Origin of the sequence: Kitasatospora sp. NPDC094028, from assembly GCF_049543595.1 — a bacterium.
Classification (GTDB): Bacteria; Actinomycetota; Actinomycetes; order Streptomycetales; family Streptomycetaceae; genus Kitasatospora.
In genome coordinates this window covers 39,868-62,223 of sequence record NZ_JBMVFA010000002.1, presented here as the reverse complement: position 1 = coordinate 62,223, position 22,356 = coordinate 39,868, and the positions used below count along the sequence as shown (strand labels likewise).

22 protein-coding genes are annotated in these 22,356 nt (G+C 74.1%); 12 read left to right on the top strand and 10 right to left on the bottom strand.

The window, feature by feature from the left end:
* The first annotated feature begins 118 nt into the window (after window positions 1-118).
* Window positions 119-1,687: a helicase HerA-like domain-containing protein gene (locus ACPC54_RS03305; protein ID WP_498960681.1), complete on the top strand. Its 1,569-nt coding sequence runs from the start codon at window positions 119-121 to the stop codon at window positions 1,685-1,687.
* Between the two features lies 1 nt (window position 1,688).
* Here ACPC54_RS03305 and ACPC54_RS03300 read toward each other — a convergent pair whose 3' ends face one another.
* Together ACPC54_RS03300 and ACPC54_RS03295 are read right to left on the bottom strand one after the other, a co-directional pair.
* Window positions 1,689-2,855: a hypothetical protein gene (locus tag ACPC54_RS03300; protein ID WP_498960679.1), complete on the bottom strand. Its 1,167-nt coding sequence runs from the start codon at window positions 2,853-2,855 to the stop codon at window positions 1,689-1,691.
* 93 nt (window positions 2,856-2,948) lie between these two features.
* Window positions 2,949-3,605, bottom strand: coding sequence for a rhomboid family intramembrane serine protease (locus tag ACPC54_RS03295; protein WP_498960677.1), 657 nt, complete (start codon window positions 3,603-3,605; stop codon window positions 2,949-2,951).
* 83 nt (window positions 3,606-3,688) lie between these two features.
* Between ACPC54_RS03295 and ACPC54_RS03290 the strand changes: the two genes are divergently transcribed.
* On the top strand, window positions 3,689-4,207 hold the full coding sequence (locus ACPC54_RS03290) for a YbhB/YbcL family Raf kinase inhibitor-like protein (RefSeq protein ID WP_498960676.1): 519 nt from the start codon (window positions 3,689-3,691) through the stop codon (window positions 4,205-4,207).
* A gap of 5 nt (window positions 4,208-4,212) precedes the next feature.
* Window positions 4,213-5,097, top strand: a complete 885-nt coding sequence (locus ACPC54_RS03285; RefSeq protein ID WP_498960674.1) for a hypothetical protein — start codon at window positions 4,213-4,215, stop codon at window positions 5,095-5,097.
* On the opposite strand, the gene ACPC54_RS03280 is transcribed toward ACPC54_RS03285, so the two are convergent.
* Window positions 5,094-6,056, bottom strand: coding sequence for a helix-turn-helix transcriptional regulator (locus ACPC54_RS03280; RefSeq protein ID WP_498960672.1), 963 nt, complete (start codon window positions 6,054-6,056; stop codon window positions 5,094-5,096). The two genes, ACPC54_RS03285 and ACPC54_RS03280, sit on opposite strands and share 4 nt — an antisense overlap.
* Before the next feature lie 100 nt (window positions 6,057-6,156).
* Here ACPC54_RS03280 and ACPC54_RS03275 point away from each other — a divergent pair, with 100 nt between their 5' ends.
* Both ACPC54_RS03275 and ACPC54_RS03270 read left to right on the top strand, forming a co-directional pair.
* The gene (locus tag ACPC54_RS03275) at window positions 6,157-7,641 is read left to right on the top strand and encodes an MFS transporter (RefSeq protein ID WP_498961535.1); all 1,485 of its coding nucleotides are present in this window, start codon (window positions 6,157-6,159) and stop codon (window positions 7,639-7,641) included.
* A gap of 86 nt (window positions 7,642-7,727) precedes the next feature.
* Window positions 7,728-7,940 (top strand): KTSC domain-containing protein, encoded by a 213-nt coding sequence (locus ACPC54_RS03270; protein WP_498960670.1) that lies wholly within the window; start codon window positions 7,728-7,730, stop codon window positions 7,938-7,940.
* A gap of 57 nt (window positions 7,941-7,997) precedes the next feature.
* Here the strand turns inward: ACPC54_RS03270 and ACPC54_RS03265 are convergent, their stop codons facing one another.
* Window positions 7,998-8,639, bottom strand: a complete 642-nt coding sequence (locus ACPC54_RS03265) for an HhH-GPD-type base excision DNA repair protein (protein ID WP_498960668.1) — start codon at window positions 8,637-8,639, stop codon at window positions 7,998-8,000.
* A 295-nt stretch (window positions 8,640-8,934) separates the two neighbouring features.
* Here ACPC54_RS03265 and ACPC54_RS03260 point away from each other — a divergent pair, with 295 nt between their 5' ends.
* The 3 genes from ACPC54_RS03260 to ACPC54_RS03250 all read left to right on the top strand — a co-directional run bounded on the left by ACPC54_RS03260 (window position 8,935) and on the right by ACPC54_RS03250 (window position 12,759).
* On the top strand, window positions 8,935-9,276 hold the full coding sequence (locus ACPC54_RS03260) for a DoxX family protein (protein ID WP_498960666.1): 342 nt from the start codon (window positions 8,935-8,937) through the stop codon (window positions 9,274-9,276).
* A gap of 118 nt (window positions 9,277-9,394) precedes the next feature.
* On the top strand, window positions 9,395-11,833 hold the full coding sequence (locus ACPC54_RS03255) for a terpene synthase family protein (RefSeq protein ID WP_498960664.1): 2,439 nt from the start codon (window positions 9,395-9,397) through the stop codon (window positions 11,831-11,833).
* A 128-nt stretch (window positions 11,834-11,961) separates the two neighbouring features.
* Window positions 11,962-12,759 (top strand): VOC family protein, encoded by a 798-nt coding sequence (locus ACPC54_RS03250; RefSeq protein WP_498960661.1) that lies wholly within the window; start codon window positions 11,962-11,964, stop codon window positions 12,757-12,759.
* Window positions 12,760-12,860: 101 nt separating this feature from the next.
* On the opposite strand, the gene ACPC54_RS03245 is transcribed toward ACPC54_RS03250, so the two are convergent.
* On the bottom strand, window positions 12,861-13,673 hold the full coding sequence (locus ACPC54_RS03245) for a TetR/AcrR family transcriptional regulator (RefSeq protein WP_498960659.1): 813 nt from the start codon (window positions 13,671-13,673) through the stop codon (window positions 12,861-12,863).
* A 262-nt stretch (window positions 13,674-13,935) separates the two neighbouring features.
* Here ACPC54_RS03245 and ACPC54_RS03240 point away from each other — a divergent pair, with 262 nt between their 5' ends.
* On the top strand, window positions 13,936-15,462 hold the full coding sequence (locus ACPC54_RS03240; RefSeq protein WP_498960657.1) for an MFS transporter: 1,527 nt from the start codon (window positions 13,936-13,938) through the stop codon (window positions 15,460-15,462).
* 110 nt (window positions 15,463-15,572) lie between these two features.
* The gene (locus ACPC54_RS03235) at window positions 15,573-16,295 is read left to right on the top strand and encodes a helix-turn-helix domain-containing protein (RefSeq protein ID WP_498960655.1); all 723 of its coding nucleotides are present in this window, start codon (window positions 15,573-15,575) and stop codon (window positions 16,293-16,295) included.
* 28 nt (window positions 16,296-16,323) lie between these two features.
* Here ACPC54_RS03235 and ACPC54_RS03230 read toward each other — a convergent pair whose 3' ends face one another.
* Complete coding sequence (locus ACPC54_RS03230) at window positions 16,324-16,734, bottom strand: VOC family protein (protein ID WP_498960653.1); 411 nt, start codon at window positions 16,732-16,734, stop codon at window positions 16,324-16,326.
* A gap of 119 nt (window positions 16,735-16,853) precedes the next feature.
* Here ACPC54_RS03230 and ACPC54_RS03225 point away from each other — a divergent pair, with 119 nt between their 5' ends.
* On the top strand, window positions 16,854-17,390 hold the full coding sequence (locus tag ACPC54_RS03225) for a GrpB family protein (protein WP_498960651.1): 537 nt from the start codon (window positions 16,854-16,856) through the stop codon (window positions 17,388-17,390).
* Window positions 17,391-17,556: 166 nt separating this feature from the next.
* On the opposite strand, the gene ACPC54_RS03220 is transcribed toward ACPC54_RS03225, so the two are convergent.
* Window positions 17,557-18,078, bottom strand: a complete 522-nt coding sequence (locus ACPC54_RS03220) for an ArsR/SmtB family transcription factor (RefSeq protein WP_498960649.1) — start codon at window positions 18,076-18,078, stop codon at window positions 17,557-17,559.
* 125 nt (window positions 18,079-18,203) lie between these two features.
* Between ACPC54_RS03220 and ACPC54_RS03215 the strand changes: the two genes are divergently transcribed.
* Window positions 18,204-19,436, top strand: coding sequence for an MFS transporter (locus ACPC54_RS03215; RefSeq protein ID WP_498960647.1), 1,233 nt, complete (start codon window positions 18,204-18,206; stop codon window positions 19,434-19,436).
* An 86-nt stretch (window positions 19,437-19,522) separates the two neighbouring features.
* Here the strand turns inward: ACPC54_RS03215 and ACPC54_RS03210 are convergent, their stop codons facing one another.
* The 3 genes from ACPC54_RS03210 to ACPC54_RS03200 form a co-directional block, all read right to left on the bottom strand.
* A complete protein-coding gene (locus tag ACPC54_RS03210; protein ID WP_498960645.1) occupies window positions 19,523-20,089 on the bottom strand; it encodes a TetR/AcrR family transcriptional regulator in 567 nt (188 codons plus the stop codon).
* On the bottom strand, window positions 20,086-21,594 hold the full coding sequence (locus ACPC54_RS03205; protein WP_498960643.1) for an MFS transporter: 1,509 nt from the start codon (window positions 21,592-21,594) through the stop codon (window positions 20,086-20,088). The genes ACPC54_RS03210 and ACPC54_RS03205 overlap by 4 nt, the downstream gene beginning before the upstream one ends.
* A 301-nt stretch (window positions 21,595-21,895) precedes the next feature.
* Window positions 21,896-22,342 carry an Lrp/AsnC family transcriptional regulator gene (locus ACPC54_RS03200; RefSeq protein ID WP_498960641.1) on the bottom strand — a complete coding sequence of 149 codons (447 nt, stop codon included), beginning with the start codon at window positions 22,340-22,342 and terminating at the stop codon, window positions 21,896-21,898.
* Window positions 22,343-22,356 lie beyond the last annotated feature (14 nt).

Below are 22,356 nucleotides of genomic sequence, written 5' to 3'. Positions count from 1 at the left end.
AATGCGGCTGTTTGATGGGAAATGTCGCGAAGTTCGGTCACCGCTCGCCTTCTTCGCCACCCGTCGCCAGCCGTCAGCCGTCAGCCGTCAGCCGCCAGCCGTCCAGGAGTGTGCGCCGATGTCCTCCGCCCCCACCCCGCCGACCGTCCGCGAGATCGCCGACGGGTACGCCTTCACCGGGCCCGCGCTCGACCTCGGCGCGGTGCTGCTGGACGGCACCGCGTACCCCGAGGCCCAGGTGCGCATCCCGCTCGGCGTGCTCAACCGGCACGGGCTGGTCGCCGGGGCCACCGGCACCGGCAAGACCAAAACCCTCCAGCTGATCGCCGAACAGCTCTCCGCCCAGGGCGTGCCGGTGTTCCTCGCCGACATCAAGGGCGACGTCTCCGGCGTCTGCGCACCCGGCGCGCCGAGCGAGCGCACCGCCGCGCGGGCCGCCGAGGTCGGGCAGTCGTGGACGCCGCAGGGCTGCCCGACCGAGTTCTACGCCCTCGGCGGGCAGGGCGCCGGCATCCCGGTCCGGGCCACCGTCACCAGCTTCGGGCCGCTGCTGCTCGCCAAGGTGCTCGACCTGAACGAGACCCAGGAGTCCTCGCTCAGCCTGGTGTTCCACTACGCCGACCGGGCGGGCCTGGAGCTCTACGACCTCAAGGACCTCACCGCCGTGATCGGCCACCTCGCCTCGCCCGAGGGCAAGGAGGAGCTGAAGACCGTCGGCGGCCTCTCCGCGGCCACCGCGGGCGTCATCCTGCGCGCGCTCACCGTGCTGGAGAACGAGGGCGCCGGGGCGTTCTTCGGCGAGCCCGAGTACGACACCGCCGAACTGCTGCGGACCGCCCCGGACGGCCGGGGCGTCGTCTCGGTGCTCGAACTGCCCGCCGTGCAGGACCGGCCCCGGCTGTTCTCCACCTTCCTGATGTGGCTGCTCGCCGACCTCTACCAGGAACTGCCCGAAGTGGGGGACCCGGACAAGCCCAGGCTGGTGTTCTTCTTCGACGAGGCGCACCTGCTGTTCAAGGGCGCCTCCAAGGCCTTCCTGGAGGCGATCACCCAGACCGTCCGGCTGATCCGCTCCAAGGGCGTCGGCATCTTCTTCGTCACCCAGACGCCGAAGGACGTCCCGGCCGACGTCCTGGCCCAGTTGGGCAACCGGGTGCAGCACGCGCTGCGCGCCTTCACCCCGGACGACGCCAAGGCGCTCAAGGCCACCGTCTCGACCTTCCCGCACTCCTCCTACGACCTCAGCGCGGTGCTCACCTCGCTCGGCACCGGCGAGGCCGTGGTGACCGTCCTCTCCGAGAAGGGTGCGCCGACGCCCGTCGCGGCGACCAGGCTGCGCGCGCCGCAGTCGCTGATGGGGCCGGTCGAGGAGGCGGCGCTGCGGGCGGCCGTCGACGCCTCGCCGCTGACGGCGCGCTACCGGGACGCGATCGACCGGGAGTCGGCGTACGAGAAGCTGGCGGCGCGGGCCGCCGACGCCCGGCCCGGGCCCGCCGAGCCCGCGCGCCAGCCCGAACGCGGGCCCGCGCCGCGGCGGGAGGAGCGGGAGGAGGCGACGGGCGCGGGCGGGCTGCTCGGCTCGCTGCTGAGCAACCCGACCGTGAAGTCCTTCGCCCGCTCGGCCGGGCGGCAGCTCGGGCAGGAGATCTCGCGCAGCCTGTTCGGGACGTCCAGGAAGCGGCGGTAGGTCAGCCGGAGAGGGCGGCGCCGATCCGGTCCAGGGAGGACAGCCGCATCAGGCCGTAGTGGTAGAACTCGACCTCGGGCACGCCGAGTTCGCGCAGCACGGCGATCTTGGCGGCGAGGTTCTCCGGGCCGTCGCAGTCCGAGGCCATCGGGCGCAGGATCACCGCCATGTCCCGCGGGCGGACGCCGTGCAGGGCGAAGGCGGCGAGCTTCTCCCGGACGGCCTCCGGGGTCTTCGCGTAGCCGAGGGTCTCGATCTGGTCGACGACCCCGGTGAGGGCGGGCAGGTCGATGCCGGCCAGCCAGCCCTTGCCGGGGCCGCCGCCGTCCATGAAGCTCAGCCGCATGCCGTGCCGGCGGGCCTGCTCGGTGAGGTCGGCGGCGAGCGAGGTGACGGTGGCGGCGGAGGCGTCCACGTACGCGGCGAAGGCGCCGTCCGCGAGGGCGCTCAGGTCGGCGGGCTCGGCGGCGGCCCGCTCGTCGGCCAGCCGGCGGCGCAGTTCCGTCCGGACCGCCCCGGCGACCTCGTCGGCCGGGATGCCCGCGCGCCCGGCGGCGGTGCGGCAGTGCGGGCAGAAGCAGACGCCGAGCAGGGCCTCGGCGGTCGGGCCCAGCTCCTCGAAGTAGCGCTCGTGGTGGTAGCCGTGGCGCAGGCCGTGGAAGTGCGGGGACTCGGCGCGGACCGCGTCCACGCCGTACCGGGCGAGCTCGGCGACCAGGGTGAGGGCGTACTCGCGGACCTCCGGGTTGGCCGGGCAGAGCTCGGTGAGGTGGCGGTCGCCGAAGGCGTTGGCCGGGGAGCAGTCGGGGTGGGCGAAGCCGAGCCGGTCGTTGTGGCAGAACACCGTCCAGGCGTGCAGCTTCAGGCCGCGGCGGCCGGCCTGCGCGGCGGCCTCGGCGAAGGGGTCGCGCTCGCCGATCGCGGTGGACGGGACCGGCGCGAGGCGCCGGCCCCGCCAGGCGGCCGGGTCGGGGCGGAAGTACGCCGCGCCCGGCTCCAGGTAGCGGACCACCCGGCGGGGGTTGTGCGGGAAGACGTCGCGGGCCTCGTGGTAGACCGAGGCGAGGGTGACGCCGCCGACCCGGGCGCGGTCGGTGAGGTTGCCGAAGAAGGCGTCGGCGCCCTCGTCGAGCAGGTCGGTGGCGAAGGCGAGGACGGACGACTCCACGGTGCGGCTCCGGAGCGGGGGAGGGCTGGTGCGCCGCCCACGCTAGCCGCCGGGGTGGGAATGGTCTATACCTGGCGCGCGGGCCGGCGGGTCCTACAGGCCCAGGTCGTCGAGCTGCCTGAGCAGATCCGAGCGGGGGCCGTCCGCGGCCGGGGCCGCGGGGGCGGGCTTCGGCTTCGCCCCGTCACGGAGCAGGACGGCGGCGGCCAGTCCGCCGATCAGCCCGCCGAGGTGGCCCTGCCAGCTGACCCCGTGGGCGACCGGCAGCACGCCGATCAGGATCGTCCAGTAGGTGGCGGCGACGCCGAGGCCGACGACCGCGTCCAGCACGTTGCGGTCGAGGACCCCGCGCAGCACCACGTAGCCGAGGTAGCCGTAGACCATGCCGCTCGCCCCGGCCGTCACGGTGTTCGAGCCCGCCAGCAGCCAGACCGTGAGCCCGCCGGACACCGTGACCACCAGGCTGGCCAGCAGGAACTTCCGCATGCCCCGGTAGGCGGCCAGGAAGCCGAGCACGAACAGCGGCCAGGAGTTGGACAGGATGTGGCCCCAACTGAAGTGCAGGAACGGCATGGTGAACATCGCGGGCAGGTCGTCCACCTGCTCCGAGCGCAGACCGTAGTCGTAGGACAGGTCGTAGTCGTCCAGCCAGTTCACCAGCTGCACGGACCAGATGACGGCCTGGATCCCGAGCATGGTCAGCAGTGCCTGGCGGGAATCCGAGAGCAGGCGGGCGAGTTTGGAGGCCATGACGTCGACTGTAGGGGCGGCCGAATCGGTCGTGCACCCCATTACAGTGACCCGTGTCATTCCGACCGTGAGAGGTGCACACCATGAGTGTTCGTCCGCCGCTGCCGTACGAGTTCCTGCCGCAGGTGCCGTCCTTCCAGCTGAGCAGTGAGGACATCACCGAAGGCGGCACGCTGGCACCGGAGTTCATCCACGCCGGCGGCAACCTCTCCCCGCAGCTGGCCTGGTCGGGGCTGCCGGAGGGCACCAAGAGCATCGCCGTCACCTGCTACGACCCGGACGCGCCGACCGGCTCCGGCTGGTGGCACTGGCTGGCGCTCAACCTCCCCGCCGACACCACCGGACTGCCGCGCGGCGCCGGTTCGTCGGACGGGAGCCTGCCGGGTGCGGACTCCTTCCACGGCCGCAACGACTTCCCCGGCAACAAGTACGACGGCGCCGCCCCGCCGCCCGGCGCGCCGCACCGGTACGTCTTCGCGGTGCACGCGCTGGACGTCGCGAAGCTGGATGTCGCCGCCGACACCCCGCCGGCGCAGGTCGGGTTCAACCTGACCTTCCACACGCTCGGGCGCGCGCTGCTGACCGTCGAGTACGGGGTCTGAGGGCGGTGGCACCCGATCGTCCGGCCGAGGTCTGGCGGCTGCCCGAGGAGGACCGGCGGGCGGGCCGCCGGGCCCCGGCCTGGACGGTCGGGCCGGACGGCGAGTTGGCCGTCCTGCTGGTGCCCGAGCGGTACGCGGCGCCGGCCGGCTCGTGGCCGTCCGTGAAGCCGCCCTTCGACGGCGAGGTGGTGGTGCTCGGCCGGCACGGCGAGCGGCGGGTGCCGCTCGCCGGTGTCGGGGTGTCGCCGGACCACCTGGCGCTGCTGCCGGGCCGGCGGGTGCTGCTGGCCGAGCTCCGGGCGGACCAGGAGGGCGAGGACTGGCTGCCCAACGGCGTCGTGTTCGGCCCGGACGGGACACCGGCGGCGGAACTCGCCCTCGGCGACGACATGCCCGTGCTGGTGACCGACCGGGCCGGCCGGATCTGGATGGCCTACGGCGACGAGGGCATCTACGGCGACCACCCGATGGCCACCGCCGGACTGCGGGCCGCCGACACCGCGGGCCGGGCGGTGTGGAGCCCGAGCGACCTGCCGGCCCACCCGCTGGAGGGCCTGGCCGGGGCGACCGAGGGCGGGTGCGCCTGGCTGGCCTGGTACCCGGGTTCCTCGGCCAGCTACCTCACCCGGGTCGACCCGGCGGACGGGTCGTCGACCACGACGCGCAGCCCCGTCCGGCTGCCGCTCGGGTTCGCCGTCCGCGGCCGCGAGGGCGTCTTCCTCACCAGGGGCGGCGAGTTGACCTGGCAGCTGCTGGTCGGGAAGACCTGGAAGCAGACCGCGAAGCGCCAGGTCGGGCTGTCCGGCGAGCTGGACCAGCGGCGGGCGCACGGCCGCGACGGCGTGCTGTGGTTCCGCTGCGCCGACGCCTGGTACCGGGTGTCGGTCTAGCTTCCCTGCTCGGCCGCGTGGTTGGCCCGCTCCGCCAGGCCGCGCAGGTGCGCGCGCAGCTCCGGCGGCTCGTGCACCTCGAAGGCGCAGTCCAGCATCAGCAGCCGCATCGCCGTGTACTCCAGGGAGTCGGCGCGGGAGCGGAGGCGGCAGCTGTGCTCGTCGATCGGCTCGATCTGCGAGTCGTTCGGCTTGAAGCGGGCCCGGACGGCGCGGGCCGGGGCGTGCACGGTGGCGACCACGTCGACGGCGGCCGACGGCCGGCGCAGCTTGCTCGCCACGAACGCGGCGGCGTCCTCGGCGGGCAGCGGGCGCGGGGTGAAGCGGGCGCCGGTGGCGAAGGGCTCGCTCAGCCGGTCGACGCGGAACAGCCGCCAGTCGTCGCGGTCGAGGTCGTAGCCGACCAGGTACCAGCGGCGGCCGGCCGAGACCAGCCGCTCGGGCTCGACGTTGCGCCGGCTCTCGGCGCCGTCGTAGGCCCGGTAGGCGAAGCGCAGCCGCTCCCGGTTGGCGACGGCGTTCGCGAGCACCGTCAGGTCCTCCGGGTCGACGGTCGGGCCGTCGCCGGGGAGCGGGACGGTGGCGGTGTTGAGCGTGCCGACCCGGTGCCGCAGCCGGCTCGGCAGCACCTGGAGCAGTTTGCCGAGCGCCCGGACGGACGCCTCCTCGATGCCGACCACGGCGTGCCCGGCCGCCGCCCGCAGGCCGACCGCGATGGCCACCGCCTCCTCGTCGTCCAGCAGCAGCGGGGGCATCGCGGTGCCCGCGACCAGCCGGTAGCCGCCGACCGCGCCCAGCGTCGCCTGCACCGGGTAGCCGAGCTCGCGCAGCCGGTCGATGTCGCGCCGGATGGTGCGCGGGCTGACGCCGAGGCGTTCGGCGAGTTCGCTGCCGGGCCATTCGCGCGGGGTCTGCAGCAGGGACAGCAGGGTCAGCAGCCGGGCCGGGGTGTCGGTCATGCCTCCCAGCATGCCGGACCAACTGGGACAGGATCTGACCTAGATGGCCCCTACCGTCGTGGACGTGCAGCAGACGAGCGAGGCGGACGAGGAGTACCGGATGAGTACGGCGGGCGGAGACCGGCGGAGGTGGATCGCGCTGGCGATCGTGATGGTCGCCTCCTTCATGGACCTGGTGGACGTGACCATCGTCAACATCGCCATCCCGAGCATCCAGGCGGACACCGGCGCCTCCTTCAGCGCCGTCCAGTGGGTCACCGGCGGGTACGCGCTGGCCTTCGCGATCGGGCTGATCACCGGCGGCCGGCTCGGCGACGTCCACGGGCGCCGGCGGCTGTTCCTGATCGGCATCGGCGGCTTCACCCTGGCCTCCGCGCTGTGCGGGCTGGCCTCCGGGCCGGAGATGCTGGTCGCGATGCGGGTGTTCCAGGGCGGGACGGCGGCGCTGATGGTGCCGCAGGTGCTGTCGATCATCCACGCGAGCTTCCCGGCGGAGGAGCGCGGCAAGGTGTTCGGCATGTTCGGGGCGGTGGTCGGGCTGGGCGCGGTCTCCGGCCCGATGATCGGCGCGCTGCTCACCGAGGGCGACCTGTTCGGCCTCGGCTGGCGGCCGATCTTCCTGATCAACCTGCCGGTCGGCGTCGCCGGGCTGCTGCTCGGGCGCCGCTTCATCGACGAGTCCAAGGCCGAGCGGGCCCTGAAGCTGGACCTGGTGGGCGTGCTGCTCGCCAGCCTCGCGCTGCTGATGCTGATCTACCCGCTGACGCACGGGCGGGAGGCCGGCTGGCCGCTGTGGGGGTACCTGTCGATGGTCGGCAGCCTGCCGGTGTTCGCACTCTTCGTGGCGTACGAGAAGGTCAAGACGCGGCGGGACGGCTCGCCGCTGGTGGAGCTGTCGCTGTTCCGGGTGCGGTCGTTCGTGGCCGGCATCGCGGTGCAGACCGCCTTCAGCCTCGCGCTCGGCATCTTCTTCCTGGTCTGGACGCTGTACATGCAGCTCGGCCTGGGCTGGAGCCCGCTCAAGGCCGGCGCCACCGGCATCCCGTTCTCGCTCGCCGTCTCCACCGCCGCCGGCCTGTCCGTGCAGAAGCTGGTGCCGCGGTTCGGCCGGCGGGTCCTGCAGGCCGGCGCGCTGCTGATGCTGGCCGGCGTGCTGCTCTACCTCGGGGCGGCGGACCGGTACGGGACGGCCATCACGCCCTGGCAGATGGCGCTGCCGCTGATCGTGATGGGCCTCGGGATGGGCCTGGTGGTCGCGCCGATCACCGACGCGGTGCTGGCGCAGGTGCCGCGCGAGCACGCCGGATCGGCGTCCGGGCTGATCAACACCGTGCAGCAGGTGGGGAACGCGCTCGGGCTCGGGCTGGTGTCGGTCGCCTTCTTCGGGGCGATGGACGACCCGGTCGCGCCGGAGGCGGTCGGGTCGGCCTTCGGCGGGGCCTTCGTGCACGCGATGTGGTGGGTCGCGGGGGTGCTGGCGGTGGTGTTCCTGCTGATGTTCGCGCTGCCGAAGCGGCGGGCGGTCGCGGCCGCGGCCGTGGTCGAGGAATCCCCCGCGGACGAGCGCGAACCCGTCCTGGTCTGACGGACGCCCCGCCCGCCGAGGGCGCCGCCCGCCGAGGGCCCCGGCCGCGATGCGCGGCCGGGGCTCTCGGCGCACACTGGGGTGCCATGGACCGTACGGCGGTGGACTCCTCGGTGCTGCGCTCGGTCGGCTACGACCCGGTGGCGCGGCGGCTGGAGCTGGAGTTCGTCGGCGGCCGGGTGTACACCTACGCGGACGTACCGGACCGTGTGCACCGGGAGTTGCTGGCGGCGGAGAGCCACGGGCGGTACTTCGTCCGGCGGGTGCGCGGGCGGTACGCCTACCGGCGGGTGCGGTGACGGTCCTGCGCGTACCGGCGGGTGCGGCGGTTCCGTGCGCGGGGTCATCCGCGCGGGTCAGCGGAGCGCGGTGACGCCGGCGGCCGAGACGCGAGAGGTGGTGCGCGGCTTCGCCGCGGCCTTCGCCTCCTTCGCGGCGCGCTTCGCCTCCTGCTTGAACTCCCGGACCAGGGTGAGGGATTCGGGCCCGGTGATGTCGGCGACCGACCGGTGCGCGCCCTCCTCGCCGTAGGCGCCGGCGGCCTCGCGCCAGCCCTCCGGCCGTACGCCGTACTGCTTGCCGAGCAGGGCCAGGAAGATCTGCGACTTCTGCTTGCCGAAGCCGGGAAGGGCGTTGAGCCGGCTGAGCAGTTCCTTGCCGGTGCGGACGCCCTTCCACAGGGCGGCCGCCTCGCCGTCGTACTGCGCGACGAGGAACTGGCAGAGCTGCTGCACCCGTTTGGCCATCGCGGCCGGGTAGCGGTGGACGGCGGGCTTGGCGGAGAGGAGCGCGACGAACTCCTCGGGGTTGTAGGTGGCGATCTCGTGCGCGTCCAGGTCGTCCCGGTCGAGACGCTGGGCGATGGTCAGCGGGCCGGTGAACGCCCATTCCATCGGCACCTGTTGGTCCAGCAACATGCCGACGAGCACGGCGAGCGCGCTGCGTCCGAGCAGTTCGTCGGCCTCGGGCTGTTGGGCGAGCCGGACGGTGACGTTCATGCGCGTACCCTCCTCGGAGTTGACGTCGGGTCGGCGCCCAGTCTGGTGGACGCGGTGAGATCGGCAGCGGTCAACACGCCCGTATCTGGGGAACTCTTGGTGTTCTGTTCCCTTGCTGGAACTGCTTGGTTCGTCGGCGGATTGGTTTTTCGGGGGCATCGGTCCGGGTGCGGGATATTTTTTGCCCGTGTTTTTTCGTCCGGGCTGTCACATCCGGGGCGTGCGCCGGGTCAGTGCTGTGTCCGACCGACCGGCACCGACCGGCACCGAGCAGTCACCGAACGAGGAGCCCCCAATGTCCGTCGCCCACACCGTCGTCACCGTCCTCGGCGCCCTCATGGTCGGCTTCTCGGCGTACTCCGTCTTCGCGAAGGCCGAGTACGTCGTGGGGCCGCTCGCCGAGTACGGCGTCCCGCGTTCCTGGTGGACCTGGCTCGGTGTCGCCAAGGCCGCCGGCGCGCTCGGCATGCTGGCCGGCCTGGCCGTCCCCGTCATCGGCTACGCCGCCGAGGTCGGCGTGATCCTCTACTTCCTCGGCGCCGTCGTCACCGTCCTGCGCGCCCGGGCCTATGCGCACGTCCCCTTCCCCCTCATCTACCTCGCCCCGGCGGCCGCTTCCCTCCTCCTCGCGGCCTGAGCGGGCCGGCCACTCCCAGGCTTGGGTCATTTCATATGACTGTTTCGGTTGTGGCTGTGGGGGTGGTGGGGGCGGGTCATTCTTGCTTCAAACGACGCGTCCAGAAAGGCCCGCCGCCGTGACCCAGCCGTTCGAACTGCCGTCCTTCTACGTGCCGCACCCGGCACGGCTGAACCCCCACCTGGACGAGGCCCGGGCCCATTCCACCGTGTGGGCACGGGAGACGGGGATGCTGGAGGGGTCCGGGATCTGGGAGCAGGCCGACCTGGACGCCCACGACTACGGGCTGCTGTGCGCGTACACGCACCCCGACTGTTCGGCCGAGGCGCTGTCGCTGGTCACCGACTGGTACGTGTGGGTCTTCTTCTTCGACGACCACTTCCTCGACATGTACAAGCGCACCAACGACCGTGCGGCCGGCAAGGCCCACCTGGACCGGCTGCCGCTGTTCATGCCGGCCGACCCGGACGCGGAGATGCCCGAGCCGGAGAACCCGGTCGAGGCCGGGCTTGCGGACCTGTGGCGGCGCACGGTGCCGGCGATGGGCGAGGACTGGCGGAAGCGCTTCGCCGAGAGCACCCGCAACCTGCTGAACGAGTCGCTGTGGGAGCTCGCCAACATCGACGCCGGCCGGATCGCCAACCCGGTGGAGTACATCGAGATGCGCCGCAAGGTCGGCGGCGCGCCGTGGTCGGCGCAGCTGGTCGAGTACGCGGCGAACGCCGAGGTGCCGCAGGAGGTTTCGGGCTCGCGGCCGCTGCGGGTGCTGATGGACGCCTTCTCGGACGGCGTGCACCTGCGCAACGACATCTTCTCGTACCAGCGCGAGGTCGAGGACGAGGGCGAACTCAGCAACGGCATCCTGGTGTTGGAGACCTTCCTGGAGTGCTCCACGCAGCAGGCCGCCGAGGCGGTCAACGACCTGCTGACCTCGCGGCTGCAGCAGTTCGAGAACACCGTGTTCACCGAACTGCCGGTGCTGTTCGCCGAGTCCGGGCTGGACGCGGCGGGCCGGGCGCGGGTGCTGGCGTACGTCAAGGGCCTGCAGGACTGGCAGGCGGGCGGCCACGAGTGGCACATGCGGTCGAGCCGGTACATGAACGGCGGTGGCGCGGCGGCGGGTTCGGAGGCCGGGGTGGCGCCGGGCACCGGCGGCGGGCTGCCCGGCCTGCCCGGTCTGCCGGGTACGGGCGCCGGTGGCGGCAACTGGTGGGACGCGTACGCGATCGGCGGGATCGGCACCGCGGCGCTGGACGTCCTGCGCGGCGGGGCGAGCGGCCTCCCGGCGGCGCCGGTGGCGGACGGTGCGCACGGGCGGTCCGGCGGCCCGGCCCCGGCGGTGCGAAGGGCGCGGGCGCACAGCCACCCGCCGTTCCGGCCGGCCGACCCGTCCGAACTGCCGGAGCTCGCCCTGCCGTTCGAGCTCCGACTGAGCCCGCATCTGGACGGCGCGCGGGAGCGCGTGGTCGAGTGGGCCGAGCGGATGGGCCTGCTGGGCGAGCAGCCGGGCCTGCCCGGGCCGGGCATCTGGGACGCCGGGTCGATGCGCGACTACGACCTCGCGCTCTGCGCGGCCGGCATCGACCCGGACGCCACCGTCGAGGAACTCGACCTCTCCTCCGCCTGGTTGGCCTGGGGCACCTGGGCCGACGACTACTACCCGGCCGCCTTCGGCCCCTCCCGCGACCTGGCCGGGGCCAAGCACGCCAACGAACGGCTGTCGCTGTTCATGCCGCTGGACGGCGCCCCCGCGCCCGAGCCCGCCAACGGGCTGGAGCGTGGGCTCGCCGATCTCTGGGTGCGCACCGCCGGCCCGATGGCCGCCGAGGCCCGGGGCCGGCTGCGCGACTCCGTCGAGTCGATGACGGCCAGCTGGGTCTGGGAGTTGGCCAACCGGATCCAGAACCGCGTGCCGGACCCGGTGGACTACCTGGAGATGCGCCGCGCCACCTTCGGCTCCGACCTGACCACCGGCCTGAGCCGGCTCGCCCACGCCGGGACCCTGCCGCCGGAGCTGTACCGGCACGGCGCGATGCGCTCGCTGGAGAACTCCGCGATGGACTACGGGGCCCTGGTCAACGACCTGTTCTCGTACCGGAAGGAGACCGAGTACGAGGGCGAGCTGCACAACGCCGTCGTGGTGGTGCGGAACTTCTTCGACTGCGACTACCCGGCGGCCGCGCGGATCGTCGGCGACCTGATGCACTCGCGGCTGGACCAGTTCCGGCACGTCGTGCGGAACGAACTCCCCGTGATGTCCGAGGACTTCGGGCTGGGCGCGGAGGCCAGGGCCGGGCTCGACCGGTACGTGCGGGAGCTGGAGGACTGGCTCGCCGCCGTCCTGAACTGGCACGAGGGGTGCCGGCGCTACCGCGAGGAGGACCTGCGGCGGCACTTCGGCGAGGAGCGGGTGCTCGCGGCGCGCGGGGCCGGAGCCGGGGAGCCGGTGGCGGTGGCCTCGGGGGCCTCGGCGGCCGGGGTGGTGCCGCTCGGGCCGACCGGCCTGGGCACGTCCTCGCTTCGGCCGCCGCTGGCCGGGGCGGTGCCGTCGAGCTGAGCCCCTCGGCGGGCGCACCCGCGCGGGCCCGATCCCGCGCGGGTGCGCCGTGTCGTGGTTAGGCTGGCGGATCGGGGGCCGCGCACGCCCGCCGGTGTGCGCGCATCGCCGCACACGAGGGCAGGACCATGGCTGCGCTACCTGAGGGCACACCCTGTTGGACCGACGCGATGTTCACCGACCTGGAGGGCGCGAAGTCCTTCTACGGCGACGTCCTGGGCTGGACCTTCGGCGAGAGCTCGTCGGAGTACGGGAACTACACGCAGGCGTACTCGGACGGCAAGGCGGTCGCCGCGATCGTGCCGCCGATGCCCGGCCAGCAGGCGCAGTCCGCCTGGTGCCTCTACCTGGCCTCGCCGGACGCGGCCGCCACCGCGGAGCGGATCCGGACGGCCGGCGGCGAGGTGGTGATGGGCCCGATGGCGGTCGGCGACTTCGGCACCATGGTGATCGCCAGGGACCCGGGCGGTGTGGTGTTCGGCGTCTGGCAGGGCGGGGTGCACACGGGCTTCGAGAAGCAGGACGGGCCGGGCGCGTTCTGCTGGGCCGAGGTGATCACCCGCGAGCCGGCGAAGGCGGACGCCTTCTTCCCGGCGGTCTTCCCGTACGGCGAGCTGAAGATGGTCGGCGGGGACTTCGACTACCGGATGTTCAAGGTCGGCGACCGGCCGGTGCTGGGCCGGATGGCGGCGGTGGGCGACTTCCTGCCGCCCGAGGCGCCCTCGTACATCAGCGTCTACTTCGGGGTGGACGACACCGACGCGGCGATCGACCGGCTGACGGCGCGCGGCGGCAAGGTGTACTTCGGGCCGATGGACAGCCCGTTCGGCCGGTTCGCGGCGGTCGGTGACCCGCAGGGCGCGGCGTTCGGGATCATCGACCTCGCCCGCACGGAGGGGGAGCGGCCGGACACCGAGGACGCCTGACGGCCGATGCCTGACGCCTGACGTCCGATGCCTGACGTCCGGCGTCCGATGCCGGACGGCGGGGGCGGGTGCAGACGGCACCCGCCCCCGCCGCTCGTCGGTCAGCCCTGCTGCTGCCGGGCCTTCAGCGCCGCCTCGACCCCGTCCAGGACCAGCCGGACGCCGGTGAGGAAGCCGCTGTCCCGGCCGTCCGCGACCTCCTGCGGCACCGCCGTGTGGTACAGCCGGTTGAGGCGCGGATAGTCCTTGGTGGCCTCGATGACGGCGGGCAGCATCTCGTCCATCACCTCCTGCTCGTCGCGGCCGCTGCGCCGGAGCGCGCTGAGCCAGGCGGCCTCCACGCTGGCCGAGCCGATGGTGTAGCCGATGACGGCGCCCATCGCGTTGTTGGCGTCCTGGGGCTCGAATCCGGCCGTCTCCATCAGGGCCAGCACGGCCTCGGAGGTCCGCATCCAGTTGGGGCCGAAGTACACCATCCCGACGTCGCCCATGACGGCGACCATCCACGGATGGCGCAGCATGCAGGCGCGCATGTCCTCGGCGCAGCCCTCGACGCGCGCGCGCCAGACCGTCCGGTCCTCGGCGCCCTCCGGCTCCGGCACCGGCAGTTCGCCGAAGACCTGGTCGACGACCAGCGCCAGCAGCTCGTCCTTGTTGGCGACGTGGGTGTACAGCGAGGTGGCGCCGGCGTTGAGGCGGGTGCCGAGTTTGCGCATGCTCAGGGCCTCGACGCCCTGGGAGTCCAGCAGGGCCAGCGCCTCCTGGACGATCTGCTCGCGGCTGAGCACCGGCTGTTCGCGCCGGGGGCGCTGCGGGCGGGCCCACGGGTTGGTGATCCCCGGGGTGGCGTCCTTGCCCTTCCTGGGCGCGGGGCTCCGCCGGGTCGCCGGTTCGTCCTCCGACTTGGCCGTCATCCGGCCCTCCTTCTGGCCTCGTTCCGCCGGCCCGGCTGCTGCGCCGGGCCCGTCGCCGTCCAGCATAGGCCGGATCTCCGAACGGCGTACGGCCTTGCGCACACCGTTCGGAATCCGTGCGGCGTTCGCTGTTGCGCACGGCGTACGGTCTCCGTACAGTGTTCGGCGTAGCGCACACCGTTCCGGAGGGGACTGCGGACGGGGTGCTGACGACGGCTTCCGCACGGCACGGCCGGTGCGGCGACTACCAAGGGGGTACGCGGTGGAACGGCAACCGCAGCGCTGGCTCATCCTGATCGTGCTCTGCCTCAGCAGCCTGGTGCTGGTGATCGACAACATGGTGCTCACGGTGTCCATCCCGCCGATCGCGGCGGACCTCAAGGCCGGGGCACAGGACATCCAGTGGATCATCGACTCCTACATCCTGGTCTTCGCCGGCCTGCTGCTGACCTCCGGCAGCCTCTCCGACCGCTTCGGGCGCCGGAAGGTGATGATCATCGGACTGGCGCTGTTCGGCGCCGCCTCACTCGTCGCGGCCGTCGCCTCCAGCCCGGGCCAGCTCATCGCCGGGCGCGTCCTGATGGGCGTCGGCGGCGCCCTGGTCATGCCGAGCACCCTCTCGATCCTGATCACCGTCTTCGACGACGAGGAGCGCCCCAAGGCGATCGCCGCCTGGAGCGCGGTGGCCATGATCGGCCTGGTCGGCGGCCCGGTGCTGGGCGGCGCGCTGATCGCGCACTTCTGGTGGGGCGCCGTCTTCCTGCTCAACGTGCCGATCGCGGTGGTCGCGATCATCGCCGCCGTCGTCCTGATGCCGGAGTCCAAGGGCCCGTGGCGCAAGCCCGACGTGCCCGGCATGCTGCTCTCGATGGTCGGGATGACCGCCCTCGTCTGGTCCATCATCGTGCTGCCCCGCGACGGCTTCACCAGCACCGGGACGCTGGCCGCGCTCGTCGTCGCCGTCGCCTCGCTGGTCGCCTTCGGCATCCGTCAGGTCCGCACCGACTCGCCGATGGTCCCGCTCAAGCTCTTCCGCAACCGGGTCTTCACCGGCGCCAGCTTCTCGCTCGTCCTGCTCACCTTCGCCACCGGCGGCCTGATGCTGGTGCTCACCCAGTACCTGCAGTTCGTGCTGGAGTTCACCCCCACCGAGACCGGCCTGGCGTTCATCCCGCTGGCCGTCGCCTCGCTGGTGTTCAACGTCATCGGCGCCGCGCTCGGCAAGAAGGTCCCGCCGCGGGTGACCACCGCGGTCGGCATGCTGGTCATCGCCGGCGGCTTCGGCCTGCTCGCCACCCTCTCGGTCGGCGACGGCTTCACCAAGGTCGCCCTCGCCATGCTGGTGCTCGGCATCGGCTCCGGCCTCGGCATGCCGGCCGCCGCCAACGCCCTGATGGGCGCCATCCCCGGCGAGCACGCCGGCGTCGGCTCCGCCCTCAACGACACCATCCAGCAGTCCGGCGCCGCGCTCGGCGTCGCCATCCTCGGCACCGTGCTCTCCAGCACCTACACCGGCGAGATGCCCGCCGACGCCGCGGCCCCGGCCCGGCACGCCATCACCGACGCGCTCGCCCTCGCCGCCGAGCACGGGGACGGCGCGCTGGCCGGCGCCGCCCGGCAGGCCTTCAACACCGCGACCTCCACCACCTTCACGGTGGGCGGGATCGCCGTCCTGGTCGCCGCGGCGCTCACCCTGGTGCTGATGCGGGGCGGGGCGAAGGGCCAGGCCGAGCCGGCGGAGCAGGCCGCCGAGCCGGCCGCCGAGCCGGTCGCCCAGCCGGTGGGGTGACGCCCCGCTGAGCCGCGGTGCCGCTGACGGCCCCGGATCCGCTTCGGCGGCCGGGGCCATCGGCGTGTCCGGCCGGCGGCGTGTCCGGCCGCCGCGCGTAGCCTTCGGGCATGCCCCCGACACCCGCCGCCGACTACGCCGAGCGCCCGTCCCGGCTGCCCGGCGCGGTGGTGTGGACGAAACGGACCGCCGCGCCGGGCAGCGCCGCGGAGGCCGGAGCGGCCGGGCTCGTCCTGTCGGACGGCTGCATGGACCTGCTGTGGACCGGTGGCCGACTGCTCGTGGCCGGCCCGGACACCCGCGCCTTCCGCCCCGGCGCGGCCGGCTCCTGGGCGGGCGTCCGGCTCCCGCCCGGCGTCGCTCCTGCCCTGCTCGGCGTACCGGCCCACGAACTGCGCGACCGCCGGGCCGACCTGGCCGAGCTGCGGCCCGGCGCCGAGGTGCGCCGGCTCACCGAGCGGATCGACGCCGCCGCCGATCCGGCCGCGGAACTGGAGCGCTTGGCGCTGCGCCTGGCGGCCGAGGCCCCGCCGGAGGACCGGCTGGTCCGGGCCGTGGCCGACGCGCTCGCGGCCGGGTGCGGCGTCGCGGCGACGGCCGCGGCGGTCGGCCTCGGCGCCCGGCAGCTGCACCGCCGCTCGCTCGCCGCCTTCGGCTACGGCCCCAAGACGCTCGCCCGCGTCCTGCGGCTGCAACGGGCCCTGGCGCTGGCCCGGTCGGGCGTTCCGCTCGCGGCGACGGCGGACCGGGCGGGCTACGCCGACCAGGCGCATCTGGCGCGTGACGTAAGGGAGTTGGCGGGGGTGTCGGCCACCGTCCTGCTGCGCGGCTGAGCCACGGCCCGCCGGGCCGGGGCAAGGCCTACAGCGGCGCGAGCAGGTCCACCTCGTTGCCGTCCGGGTCGCGCACGACGGCGTACCGCTGGCCCCAGAAGGCGTCCCACGGCTTCAACTCCCCCTCGTGACCGGCGCCGACCAGCTCCTCGTACAGTGCGTCCACCTGCGCGGGGCTCTGGCAGCGGAACGCCAGCGCCGTCCGGCCGCCGCCGCTCGGCGCGCGCCAGGCGGGGTGGAAGGAGCGGATGGTGGACTCCGGGTCGAGCACCAGGAGCGGCCCGCCGCCCGGCGGTTGCGCCTCGACGTGCGGCTCCTGCTCGGCGCCCTCCGGGAACTCGACGCCGAGCCGCCGGTAGAAGGCGATCGAGGCGGGCAGGTCGGAGACGGCGAGGCCGACGAAGGCGAAGGTGACGGCGGGTGCGGGGTTGTCGTTCATGGCGGCCACGGTAGGCGGCGGCCGGGTCGGCGGTCTTGAACGAATCGGACGTGGTGCCCGGCGCTGCGCTCGGTGCTGGGCCCGGCGCTGTGCCCGGTGCACGCGCTACCCTCCCTGCCATGCCCGACGCGCCCGACCTCGACGAACCCGTCCACCTGGCCCCGTACGATCCGGCCTGGGCGGACGCCGGCCGCGCCCTCGCGGACCGGCTCGCGGCGGTGCTGCCGGCGCTGCCGGTGCTGTCGGCGCCGGCCGTGGTCGAGCACATCGGCTCGACCTCCGTGCCCGGGCTGGACGCCAAGCCGGTGCTCGACGTGCAGATCGGCTGCGCGCCGGGCGACACCGGCGCGGTGGTCGCGGCCGTCCGCGGGCTCGGCTTCGAGCACCTGGGCGAGTCCGGGGTCCCCGGCCGGCAGTACCTGCGGTGGCGCGGCGAGCGGCCGGCGAACGTCCATGTCGTCGCGCTCGGCGGGCCGTTGTGGACGGACAACCTGCTGTTCCGGGACTACCTGCGGGCCCGTCCGGGGGCCGCCGCCCGGTACGCGCGCGCCAAGCGCGAGGCCGCCCGGGCGGCTGGGCGGCTGCTCGCCTACTCCGACCACAAGGCCGCGACCGTCGCCGAACTCATGGCGCAGGCACGGGAGTTCGCCGGCTGATCCGGTACGGCCGGCGGCACTCGCGCCGCGCGGCCGGGCAGCAGCCGTGCCGCTCCGCCGTGCCGCTCCGCCGTGGCGTTCCGCCGTGCCGCTCCGCCGCCAACGGGCCGGCGGTGGAACGCGGTTGGCGCGCAGCCCCCGGTCCCGTTGCGAACGGCCGGGCGGGTCAGTCCTGCGCCGGTGCCGCCGTGTCCCGCAGCGGGAAGGCCATCAGGCTGAGCCCGATGGGCGCCGTGCCCGGTGTGTGCGGGGGCCGGGCGGCCTCGTGGAGTTCGACGGCGAGGTCGGCGAGCCGCCGGCGGGCGTCCTGCCAGGTGCGCTCGTCGACCCACAGCTCGGCGTCGACGGTCACCCCCTCGCCGCCCTCCAGTCGCCGTCCGGCGCGTTCCCGGAGGGTGTGCGCCATGGTCTCGGCGAGCAGCGGTGCGCCCTGCTGCTGGTCGGACAGCGGGGTGCCGCGGACGGCGCGGTAACGGCGCTCCTTGCCGCCGCGGCGGGTGCGTTCCTCGGCGAGTTCGACCAGGCCGACCGCGTCCAGGCGCCGCAGGTGCTGGCTGGCGAGCGCGTGTGAGACGCCGAGCTCGCGGGCGAGTTCGGCGGCCGACATCGGCCCTGGCCAGACGAGGCTGAGCATGCGCAGCCGCAGCGGGTGGGCGAGGGCGCGCAGGACGGGGTCGGTGTCGGTCACGCAGGCCAGTAAAGCGCATCCGGCGGGGTCGGATCCCTACCCCCAAGCATATGCTTGGGGGTAGGGTGACGCCGGTCCGTCCCGCCGACGGGCCCGGTTCGGCACGCGCGTCGAGGGGGACGGGGATGAGCTGGGGCATGGTCAAGGTCCTGCGGGACCGCAACGCGGGTCTCTACCTGGCCGGGGTGGTCGCCTCCGGCTTCGGCGACACGGCGATGGCGCTCGCCGCCGGGATCTGGGTCAAGACCCTCACCGGCTCGGACGGCCTCGCCGCCCTGGTCGGCTTCTGCCTCTGGCTGCCCACCTTCGCGGGCCCGGTGATCGGCACGGTCGCCGACCGGGTGCGCCGCCGCCCGCTGCTGGTCGGCACCAACCTGGCGCTGGCCGCCGTCATGACCGTGCCCGTCGCCGTGCGCACGGCGACGGACGTCTGGCTGCTGTTCGCCGTGCTGACCCTGGTGGGGGCGGGCATGGTGCTCACGGACGCGGCCCAGACCGCGCTGGTGGCCGCGGCCGTCCCGGAGGAACTGCGCGGCGACTTCAACGGCCTGGTGTACACCGCGATGGAGGGCATGAAGCTGCTCGCCCCGCTCGCCGGCGCCGGGCTGTTCACGGCGTACGGGGGGCCCGCGGTGGCCGTGCTGGACGCCGTCACCTTCGTCCTGGCCGCCGTCGTGTTCCGGTTCGTCCGGGTCCGGGAGGACCGGCCGGCCGTCCGGGCCCGGCGGGCCTGGCGGGCCGAGACGGCCGAGGGAGCACGACACCTGTGGCGGCACCCGGTGCTGCGGCCGCTGGTGCTCACCGGCGGGACGGCGATGGTGCTCTCCAGCCTGAGCAGCACGGCCACCTTCGCGCTGCTCGACACCGGTCTGCACCGCTCGGCCACGTACGCGGGCGTGTTGATGCCGGTCCAGGGTCTCGGCTCGGTGGTCAGCGGCCTGGCGGCCGGTGCGCTGATGCGCCGGGCCTCCGAACGGGCCTTCGCCGCCGCCGGGTTGGCCGTCTTCGCGCTGGGCGTGCTGGCCCGGGCGACCCCGTGGCTGCCGGTCGTGCTCGGCGGCAGCCTGGCGATCGGCCTCGGCCTGCCGTGCGCGCTGATCGCGGCGATGACCGCCGTGCAGCGGGAGACCCCGCGCGAGCTGCTCGGCCGGGTCGCGGGTACGGCCAACACCCTGATGTTCGCGCCCACCGGGCTCGCCCTGCTGCTCGGCACGGCCCTGGTGGCCACGCTCGACTACCGGGTGCAGCTGCTCGCCGCCGGGGGCGCGGGCCTGGCGTGGGCCGCTGCGCTCACCGTCCGGCGCCGCCCGGTCGAGGCCCCGGCCGAGCCGGCCCGGCCGGCCGACCTCGCCCGGTAGCCCGGGCCGCCGGCCGGCCGTCACCGCGTCGTCGACGGTCCGTCAGCGGGCCGTCAGCGGGCCATCGACTGGCCGTCGACGGGCCGTCACGGGGTCGGGCGGCTCGCGGCCAGCAGGTCGTGCAGCAGCGGCACCAGTTCGTCGGGCCCGGCCTTCGCGAGCTCGCCGAAGGCCCCGCTGGAGCGGGCCATGACGATCCCGGCGAAGGCCGCCGCCGCCAGCTCGGCCCGCAGCTGCGGCCGGTCCACCTGCTCGGCGGCGAAGCGCTCGCGCAGCGGCTCGACCAGCCGTTCGTACAGGTAGGCGCGGGCGGCCTGCTGCACCTCGGTGCTGTCCCCGGGCATCACCGCGGCCTGGAAGGACGGGCCGGGGCCGCGCCGGGACAGCCGCTCGACCAGGGTGCGCAGGCGGTCCTCCTCCAGCAGGTCGGCCGGGGCGGCGGTGCCCTGTTCCTCGCGGACGGTGGCCAGGTAGAGCTGGGTCTTGCCGCCGAAGTACCGGGCGATCAACGCCGGGTCCACACCGGCCCGTTCGCCGATCTCGCGGATGGTGGTGCGGTCGAAGCCACGCTCCGCGAAGAGTTCCATCGCCGCCCGGATCAGCAGCTCGCGGCTGCGGGCGGCGTCCCGGCGCCGGGGTGCCGGTTCGGTCACCGCTCGGCTCCGGTCCGCAGCACGGGCACGTCGCTCTCGCCGGCCACGCCGTCGGCGATGCTCTCTTCCACCATCAGCTCCTCGTCCACGCGCGCGCCCCGCCGGGCAGCGGCCGCGGCGGTGAACCGCGGCAGGACGATCGTAGTCAGCCCGATCACCACCCATACCGCGCAGCCGATCAGCGCGGCGTCCCGGTAGCCGCTGTCGGCGGGCAGCGTCCGCCCGGGCGCGGTGTGCGCCTGGAGGATGGCGCCGCACAGCGCGCTGCCGGTGGAGTAGCCGATGGTGCGCAGCAGTTGGTTGAAGCCGACCGCGCTGCCGACCTCGTGGGCGGGCACCGCGCCGACGATCAGCCCCGGCATCACGGCGAAGGTGCAGCCGACCCCGAGCCCGGCGATCGCCATGACCACCAGCAGCTCCCACAGGCTGCCGCGGGCGAACAGGAAGAAGAGCACCGAGACCAGCGAGACCGCGCAGCCCACCGGCAGCACCACGGCGGAGGAGGTGCGCCGGACGAGGACCGGCACCAGCTTGCTGGTCAGCAGGCTGGACACCGAGAACGGCAGCAGTGCGAGGCCGGCGACCACGACCGAGGCGCCCAGGCCGTAGCCCGTGCTGACCGGGGTCTGGACGTAGCGGATCACCAGCGACATCAGCAGGTACATCCCCACGCCGGCGACCAGCCCGGCCACGTCCGCGGTCAGCACGACCGGGTTGGCCAGGCTGCGCAGGTCCACCAGCGGGTGGGCGGTGCGCAGTTCGTGCCGGATCCAGCCGGCGAGCAGCAGCAGCGAGATTGCCGCCACCGTCCACAGCCGGGTGCTCGCCCAGCCCCAGGTCTCGCCCTCGCTGAGCACCATCAGCAGCCCGACCAGGGCCAGGCTGAGCAGCACCGTGCCCGGCGCGTCCAGCGGGCGGCGTTCGCGTCCCTCGGTCGAGGGCAGCACCAGGGCGGCCAGCACCAGGGCCACGGCGCTGATCGCGGCGCCGAACCAGAAGCCCGCGTGGAAGCCGAAGGACTGGGCGATCAGGCCGGTGATCGGGTAGCCGAGGCCGACCCCGGCGACGGTGGTGATCGAGAGCAGCGCGACGGCCGAACGGGACCGCTCGGCGGGCAGGCTGTCCCGCGCGGTGGCGATGGCCAGCGAGGTCAGGCCCACCCCGACGCCCTGCAGCGCGCGCCCGGTGACCAGCCAGCCGAAGCCGAGCGGCAGCGCCGCCAGCACGCTGCCGAGCACCACGACGGCGGCGGCGGTGAGGGTGGCCGTCCGGCGGTCCGGGCCGTCGCCCAGCCGGCCGAGGACCGGGGTGGCGACCGCGCCGACCAGCATCGTGACGGTCAGGGACCACTGAGCCTGGGACAGCGACACGTGGTCGACGGCGGCGATGGTCGGGATCATCGGCGCGCCGAGGCTGCTGATCACCGCCACCACGGCGCTGAGGAACACCAGCACGGGCACCAGGGCCCGTTCACGTCGCGTCGCCGGGCCCGTTCGAGTGTCCATGGGCGCGCCCCCCTTTGTCTCCGTTGCGACCGGCCGGGTTGTCATCGGTCGATGTCATCGAATGATGTCATCAGATGATGACATGCTTGGCCGGTCGTGCGGAACCCCGGGCGCGGGGCGCGCGGGTCCGCGGGCGGGCGCGCGGGGTTCTCGGGGGATTCGCGGGGCGCGGGTGGGCGCGCGGGGGTCGCGGGGGTCGCGGGCGGGCGCGGGGGTCTGTGGGTCCGCGGCTGGACGCGCGAAGGCCCGGACCGTACGGCGGTCCGGGCCTTCGTTCGTTCCGCAGGGGCCGTCAGGTCCGTCAGGGCCGGGCGGGCCCGCGGGCGGGCAGGGTCTGGCTGTACACGACGCTCGTCGTGGTGCTGCCGAGGTCGGCCAGCTCGCCCATGAGCACCTCCAGGTGCGCCATGGAGGTCGCGGCGACCTTCAGCGTGTAGCAGTCGTCGCCGGTGGTGCGCAGGCACTCCAGGATCTCCCGGCGCTCGGCGAGCAGCCGGTGCAGCGGCTGGTGGCGGTTGCCCGGATACTTCAGCCGGACGACGGCGAGCACGGGGTAGCCGACCTTGGTCAGGTCCACCGCGGCGTGGTAGCCGGTGATGACGCCCAGCGACTCCAGGTTCCGCACCCGCTCGGTGGTGGCCGAGGCGCTGAGTCGCACGCGCCGGCCCAGTTCGCTGAGGGAGATCCGGGCCTCCTGCTGCAGCTGCTCGATGATCGCCCAGTCGATGTCGTCGATATCCACGGCCATATCGCGATACTACC